General features: G+C 53.4%; 6 protein-coding genes. All 6 read left to right on the top strand.

Features of this window, described 5'->3' with window-relative positions; translation table 11 throughout:
• Positions 1-23: 23 nt before the first annotated feature.
• The 6 genes from QSJ34_RS18505 (at position 24) to QSJ34_RS18480 (ending at position 3,497) form a co-directional block, all read left to right on the top strand.
• Entirely contained in the window at positions 24-341 is a 318-nt protein-coding gene (locus QSJ34_RS18505) for a CcdB family protein (RefSeq protein ID WP_285578167.1), read from the top strand.
• A gap of 749 nt (positions 342-1,090) precedes the next feature.
• The gene (locus tag QSJ34_RS18500) at positions 1,091-1,396 is read left to right on the top strand and encodes a hypothetical protein (RefSeq protein WP_285578166.1); all 306 of its coding nucleotides are present in this window, start codon (positions 1,091-1,093) and stop codon (positions 1,394-1,396) included.
• Positions 1,397-1,529: 133 nt separating this feature from the next.
• A complete protein-coding gene (locus tag QSJ34_RS18495; protein ID WP_285578165.1) occupies positions 1,530-2,099 on the top strand; it encodes a YdeI/OmpD-associated family protein in 570 nt (189 codons plus the stop codon).
• Between the two features lie 235 nt (positions 2,100-2,334).
• Complete coding sequence (locus tag QSJ34_RS18490; RefSeq protein WP_285578164.1) at positions 2,335-2,628, top strand: BrnT family toxin; 294 nt, start codon at positions 2,335-2,337, stop codon at positions 2,626-2,628.
• Positions 2,625-2,858, top strand: a complete 234-nt coding sequence (locus QSJ34_RS18485) for a BrnA antitoxin family protein (protein WP_285578163.1) — start codon at positions 2,625-2,627, stop codon at positions 2,856-2,858. The genes QSJ34_RS18490 and QSJ34_RS18485 overlap by 4 nt, the downstream gene beginning before the upstream one ends.
• Positions 2,859-2,987: 129 nt before the next feature.
• A complete protein-coding gene (locus tag QSJ34_RS18480) occupies positions 2,988-3,497 on the top strand; it encodes a hypothetical protein (protein WP_285578162.1) in 510 nt (169 codons plus the stop codon).
• Positions 3,498-3,984: the final 487 nt, after the last annotated feature.

Here is a 3,984-nt window from a genome sequence, read left to right as displayed (position 1 = left end):
AGTGATGGCCTGAGGAACTTCTGATGGCCTCTTTCACCGTCTATGCCAACCCTGATCCGAAATCGCAGAAGGCCATACCCTTCCTCCTCGATGTCCAAAGTGAGCTGCTCTCACCCCTAGATACTCGTGTAGTTGTCCCCTTGTACCTAAAATCGACTGCGAAGACCCACCCGATTTCACGCCTTACACCAGTGATCGCTTTCCAAAATAAATCATTGGTTGCCATGGTCCCTGAATTGGCCGGCGTCAGCAAACGCCACCTTGGCTCTGTCGTGGGTCAGCTTCCCGAGGTTCGTTCGGAACTGATCGCTGCCATTGATCTTCTAATTACAGGCTTTTAATTCATCGTCTCGGTGCGTTGGCTAACCCTCCGCTCAAGTCGGACCCCGCCTGCATTGCCTTCCGCTCTCTCTCAGCATTTCGCTATCCCGGCTCCGCTCATCGCCTCGGTGCAGGCGCGGCCGCTTAGCTTCATTCGTTAGGCNCTGTCGTGGGTCAGCTTCCCGAGGTTCGTTCGGAACTGATCGCTGCCATTGATCTTCTAATTACAGGCTTTTAATTCATCGTCTCGGTGCGTTGGCTAACCCTCCGCTCAAGTCGGACCCCGCCTGCATTGCCTTCCGCTCTCTCTCATCATTTTGCTACCTCGGCTTCGCTCATCGTCTCGGGGCAGGCGCGGCCGCTTAGCTTCATTCGTTAGGCCTCGTTCGCCCTTCCAATGCTGCTTTCTGGGCGTACGCGGGTCACGCCAGCTTGGTCATTACGTCATTCTCCAGCGCCAATCGATGCGATTTCCCAATTTTCCGCAGTTCAAGAATGGCGTTATTGCTTACTCATCAACGATCGGCCCATGGATTTCTGCCATCATCTAGGCTGCTTCAGCGCCTACTCCCTCAGTTCCACGCAATAACTCCGGCACTTTCCCTTTGGGGTCGTCGGCATGAACTTTCGCTCCCATCCATTCAGGCTCAAATCCCAAGGTGCTGCACGCTCAGGGCACCATTACTTCGGGCTCGGCCTAACCTCTCGCTGCAACGGACCCAGGCGCCAGCGCCTGGTCCGCTGAGCTTCTTTCGTTAGGGCTCCCGACATGCCCCAGGTCCACATATTCATCGGTAGCGCAGCCGCTGGCCCAACCAACCAGTTCTCTTACCCAGAAGGTGAGCGCCACGCAGTATTGATCTTCGCCCTTCAAGACGAAGGGGCAGATTTTGATTGGGATGAGGCCAAATGGTTAGCAACTGGGCGTGGATGGCATGACGTCGAAATTCAACGTGGTGGTGTTGTTGACCCTGAAACCTTCGATAACACCGCGCAGCACTTGGCCCAGGCCTATGAAGAAGCTCTCTCCAAAGGCAACTCTCTGTTCGTGTACGCTGATCCCATATCGCCCTAACCCTCCGCTCAAGTCGGACCCCGCCTGCATTGCCTTTCGCTCTCTCTCAATATTTCGCTATCTCGACTCCGCTCATCGCCTCGATGCAGGCGCGGCCGCTTAGCTTCATTCGTTAGGCTTTCGTGAAAACACCATGAGCGAACCGAAACTTTCATTTACAACGCAATCAGAGTGGGAAGGCTGGCTCGAAGACAATGGCAGCACTTCGCCTGGCGTATGGCTCCGCTTGGCAAAGAAGTCTGCCAAGCAACCAACGGTCACTTATGCGCAAGCGCTAGAGAGTGCTCTTTGCCATGGTTGGATTGATGGCCAAAAGCAATCAGAAGATCAGCACTATTGGCTTCAACGCTTTACACCGAGAACGGCCAAGAGCATCTGGTCGAAGATCAACAAGGAAAAGGCAGAGGCACTCATCACGACGGGGAGAATGCGGCCAGCAGGTCTGGTCGCAATAGAACGGGCAAAGCAGGACGGAAGATGGGATGCGGCGTACTCATCAGCGAGCACTTCGATCGTCCCAGATGACTTGCAACAAGCTCTTGATGCAAACCCAAAAGCCAAAACTTTTTTTGCAACACTCAATAGCCAAAATAGGTACGCCATTTTGTTCCGAATTCAAAACGTCAAGAAGGCCGAGACACGTGCGAAAAAGATCGCTCAATTCATTGAAATGCTAAGTGATGGCAAAAAGCTCCATCCATAACGCAACCAATCTAGCTGCACGCAACCAAGTGCAACATAATGAGTAAATCAAAGGCGTCCAGATCTATCACCAGCCTAACCCTCCGCTCAAGTCGGACCCCGCCTGCACTGTCTTTCGCTCTCTCTCAACATTTCGCTATCCCGGCTTCGCTCGTCGTCTCGGTGCGGGCGGTGCCGCTTAGCTCCCTTCGTTAGGCAGTCTGGCATCGGCCCAAAAACACCCTACAATGTAGTTCATGAGCATCCGATTCGACTGGGATCCCACCAAGAACCTCAGCAATATCAAGAAGCATCAGGTCTCCTTCGAAGAGGCTTCTACCGTCTTCCTAGATGAAAACGGTCTGCTCATCGCTGATCCTGATCATTCCGACGAGGAAGATCGATTTATTCTCATGGGGCTCAGCTCAACACTTCGACTCTTGATCGTTTGCCACTGCTATCGCGCCAAAGGCGGTGTCATTCGAATCATTTCAGCTCAAAAAGCTGACCGTCAGGAACGCCAAGACTACCTTCGGAGGTTCAAATTATGAGGAAAAGCTACGACTTCTCTAACGCCAAGCCCAATCCTTACGCAAAGCTTCTCAAGCGCCAGGTCACCATCCGCCTCGATGAGCCGACGCTCGATTACTTCAAAAATTTGTCGCAAGAGATGGCCATCCCGTACCAGACCCTGATCAATCTCTACCTTCGAGAGTGCGCAGCTACACACAAACATCTTCGCCTTGCCTGGGAAATGCCCAAGGGCTCGAAATCTGCCTAACCCTCCGCTCAAGTCGGACCCCGCCTGCATTGCCTTCCGCTCTCTCTCAACATTTCGCTATCTCGACTTCGTTCCTCGCCTCGGTGCAGGCGTGGCCGCTTAGCTCACTCGTTAGGGCTCACACTTCCCATGCTGAAAACTCTGCTCTCTTTCTTTGCGGGAAAACCCAAAGCGACAAGTCCAAAGGTCCGGCCCTCTGCCAAGCCATCCACAGGCAAGGCTCGTTCGGTGGCTTCAGAGATAACGGAGTTGGTCAAAACCAGAAAATCAGCAAATATACCGCTGATGGACATACGTAACGAGCTGTATCAAATGTTCGATGGATGTTCTGATCTTGCCCTGATGACTGCTTGTATGAAGGCCGCAGATAAAATCGAAGACACATTGGTGAATCGCAATCTTCGAGGGAAGGAGCTAGAGAAATCGGGAGAGCTCAGCAAAGCAATCAAGCTCTATGAATCAAACCTTATCGATCGCTTCGACGGTTCTCATCCATACGAGCGACTTCGCATCATCTATAATTCAAAGGGTAAACATCAAGATGTCATCAGGGTCTGCCAAGCCTTCATCGATTTCGGCGGCAATGCCCCTGAACTCAAAGAAAAATATCGATCGATCATCACCAAGCTAGCTCAATAACCGTCGTCGCCCTAACCTCTCGCTCAAGTCGGACCCCGCCTGCATTGCCTTCCGCTCTCTCTCAGCATCTCGCTATCTCGGCTCCGTTCATCGTCTCGGTGCAGGCGCGGCCGCTTAGCTTCCTTCGTTAGGCCTCGTTCGCCCGTTCAGTGCTGTCCTCTGGGTGTGCGCGGGTCACGCCGGCTTGGTCGTCTCGTCATTCACCAGCGCCGATCCGTGCGAATCCCCATTCTTCGGCACTCCAAGTAATGGCGTTATTGCTTACTCATCAACAGTCGGCCCATGGATTTCTGCCATCATTGAAGCCTCTTCTGCGCCTGATCCTTCAACTCCACGCAATAACTCCGGCACTTTCCCTTTGGGGTCGTCGGCATGAACTTTCGCTCCCATCCATTCAGGCTCAAATCCCAAGGTGGTGCACGCTCGGGGCACCATTACTTCGGGCTCGGCCTAACCTCTCGCTGCAACGGACCCAGGCGCCAGCGCC

The sequence above is a fragment of the Geothrix limicola genome (assembly GCF_030268085.1).
Lineage (GTDB): Bacteria > Acidobacteriota > Holophagae > Holophagales > Holophagaceae > Geothrix > Geothrix limicola.
This window is presented reverse-complemented; position numbering and strand designations above follow the sequence as displayed.